This is a genomic window from Rickettsia sp. TH2014 (assembly GCF_019249195.1).
Lineage (GTDB): Bacteria > Pseudomonadota > Alphaproteobacteria > Rickettsiales > Rickettsiaceae > Rickettsia > Rickettsia felis.
The window spans coordinates 126-3744 of sequence record NZ_MXAX01000075.1 but is presented as its reverse complement, the minus strand read 5'-3'; the positions used below and the strand labels follow the sequence as shown (position 1 = coordinate 3744).

Sequence of the window (3619 nt, the reverse complement as noted above, 5' to 3'; positions counted from 1 at the left end):
TGAGATTGCTTCGTCAAAATTTTCAATTTTTCCGTAGCTCATGACGATTTGAATCCAACAAAATCGGTATTTTAAATATTTAATATAATATGGACACAAACAAATTATATCTTTTCAAAGATAGACGATTTTTACCGAATTTTATAGTACAGTTATGTGGTTGTCTTAATGATAATATATTAAAAAATGCTCTAGTAATCCTTATAACTTACGGCATTACTGGTTCTTTAAGTAAATATAATAATCTACTCGTTTTAATTGCTAATGCTACTTTTGTACTACCTTTCATAATATTCGCAAGCATAGCAGGACAAATTGCCGACAAATACGAGCGCGCAAGCCTTATTAAGATTATTAAGATTTGTGAAATCGGTATAATTGCCTTTGCAATTTATGGATTTCATCATAATAATCTTCTAATTCTATTCTGTTCTATTTGCTTAATGGGTATACATTCTACTTTTTTCGGTCCAATAAAATATAGCGTATTACCTGATCACCTGAATAAAGACGAACTACTTGGAGCTAACGGTTTTGTTGAAGCCGGAACTTTTATCGGTATTTTTATCGGTACTATAATCGGCAGCTATTATACAATCAGCAATAATTTTATAATTTATTCCTTAATTACCATCGCTTTTCTCGGCTTCATTACAAGCCTTTTCTCTCCAGAATCTAAAAATGCAAATCGTGATATTAAAATAAATTTTAATATTATAGATGAAAGCATAAATATGATTAAATATGCCAAAGCAAAAAAACATATATATTTAGCTATACTTGGTATTTCATGGTTTTGGTTTATCGGAGCTGCTATAATTTCACAAATACCTTTACTTGCTAAGATAACTTTTAAAGCTGATGAGAATGTTGCTAACTTATTTTTAGCAGTTTTCTCGCTTGGTGTTGGGGTTGGTTCATTTTTATGTAGCAAAATATTTGAAGATGAGATTACCGTTAAATATCTATTTATTTCAGCCCTGGGCATTAGTATTTTCGGTATTGATTTATTCTTTGCAAGTAGAATTAGCTCAGTTAGCTACGAACCTACTCAGCTAAAAAGTATTTTAGTATTTTTATCGAAAAGACATAATTGGCGAATAGTTATAGATTTATTTTTCTTAGCAGCAATAGGTGGTTTATATATCGTTCCCCTTTTTGCTATATTACAGCATTATGCAAACCCTGCTCATCGTAGCCGAATTATTGCCGTTAATAACCTCATTAATTCCATTTTCATGGTGGGATCAACAATTATTTTATCTTTATTATTTTACCTAAATTTCACTATACCCTGGATTATATTATTTATTAGCCTAGCTAATATAATCGTCACTATATATATTTACCGTTTAATACCTGAAGTTAAAATTATTCCGTTTAAGCTATTGCGAAGAATATTCCAAATCTGTTTTGATCTTATGTATAAGGTTGAAGTTAAGGGATTTGAAAATTTCCAAAAAGCCGGTAAAAAAGTAGTAGTTGTCGCTAATCATATTTCATATCTCGATCCACCGCTAATTGCTACTTACTTACGAGAAGAAATGACTTTTGCAATTAGTCCCGATATACAAAAAATATGGTGGATTAAACCGTTTTTACGTATGGCAAGAACTTTGCCGGTTGATCCAAGTAACCCAATGGCAATAAAGACTTTAGTAAAAGAAGTACAAAAGGATCAGAAAGTAGCAATTTTCCCCGAAGGTAGAATAAGCGTTACCGGCTCTTTAATGAAAATATACGAAGGACCGGGAATGATTGCCGATAAAGCCGGTGCTACCGTTTTACCTGTTAGAATAGACGGTACTCAATTTACTCATTTATCAAAATTAAAAAACATATTAAAAAGAAAAATATTTCCTAAAATTACTATAACCGTTTTACCGCCGGTAAAATTCGCTAATATGGATGCTGCAAGTAATCAAGAACGACGCAGTTATATATCTAGGACTCTTTATGATATCATGGCTGACATGATGTTTGAGAGTTCAGACTATAAAAATACTTTATTCTCATCTCTTATAGAAGCTGCTAAAATTCATGGATTTAAGAAAAAAATAGTTGATGATTTTGAAAATAATGCGGTTACTTATCGAGATTTAATATTAAAATCTTTTATCCTAGGTGATTTAATCAAAAAGAATAATATCTTTGGCAGAAATTTAGGCTTAATGTTGCCTAATACCACGAATACATTAATTACTTTTTACGCCATGCAATCTAGCGGTTATGTTCCTGCTATAATTAACTGGAGCAGCGGCATAAGTACTATTATTAACTCCTGTAAACTTGCACAAATTAAAGTAGTTTACACTTCAAAACAATTTATCGAAAAAGCAAATTTACATGAATTAATAACTAACTTATTAGATTTCGGTATTAAAATAATATATTTAGAAGATTTTAAAAATCAAATTGGTACAGCTCTAAAACTAAAAGCAAAAATAGGGAGTTATTTTGTTCAAACTTATTACAATTATTTTTGTCGTAATCATGATGACGAAAAACCGGCAGTGATAATTTTTACTTCAGGTACTGAAGGTGAACCTAAAGCCGTATTACTATCTCACAGAAATTTACAAACTAATAGATATCAAATAACTGCTAAAGTACCTTTTAGCCCCGAAGATATAGTATTTAACTCATTACCTTTATTTCATTGCTTTGGTCTTGGTGGTGCAATTATTACAACTTTAAACGGTATTAAGCTGTTTCTATATCCTTCTCCACTAAATTATCGCAGCATTCCTGAAGTTATATACGATATCGGGGCAACTATATTAATTTCTACCGATACTTTTTTAAACGGTTATGCTAATTACGCTCATCCATATGATTTTTACTCATTACGCTATATATTTGCCGGTAGCGAGAAATTAAAAGAATCTACAAGACAATTCTGGCTTAATAAGTACGGCATACGTATTTTTGAAGGATATGGGATTACAGAAACCTCACCTATTATAGCTTGCAATACCCCTATGCATAATAAAGCAGGCACCGTGGGAAGATTATTACCGAAAATTGATTATAAGCTTGAGAAAGTAGAGGGAATAAATGAAGGGGGACGTTTATTCATTAGGGGTCCTAACATCATGCTTGGTTACTTGGACTTAGAAGGTCACCGTACTTATAAAGAATGGTACGACACAGGCGATATAGTCAAAATCGATTCTGAAGGATATATAACAATTTTAGGACGTTTAAAACGCTTTGCTAAAATAGCGGGGGAAATGATATCTCTTACAAAGATTGAAGAACTTGCAAGCGAAATTGCTCCTGATTCCTTGCACGCTGCCATTTCCATCGCCGATAAAACACATGGAGAAAAAATTATTTTACTTACTACTGGTTCCGATATAAATAGAGAAAATTTTGTAGATACTGTATCTAAAGCTCAAATTTCTTTACTACATTTACCGAAAGTAATTATTACCGATTCAGAAATACCTCTGCTTGCAAGCGGTAAGATAGACTATCTTGAGATTATGAAGAATGTGGATAGATTTTAACATCATTACGAGCGACTGGAAGGAGGGCACCCCCCCAAAAACAATCGACAAAAGGAGTAGAATTTTCTAGAAACAAAGGAGGAGATTCTATAAATGACAATATCAAA

1 protein-coding gene is annotated in these 3619 nt (G+C 31.9%); it reads left to right on the top strand.

Going from position 1 to position 3619, the window contains the following annotated elements:
* The first annotated feature begins 89 nt into the window (after positions 1–89).
* A complete protein-coding gene (locus tag KYQ89_RS01220) occupies positions 90–3512 on the top strand; it encodes an acyl-[ACP]--phospholipid O-acyltransferase (RefSeq protein WP_218460029.1) in 3423 nt (1140 codons plus the stop codon).
* The last annotated feature ends 107 nt before the right edge of the window (positions 3513–3619 follow it).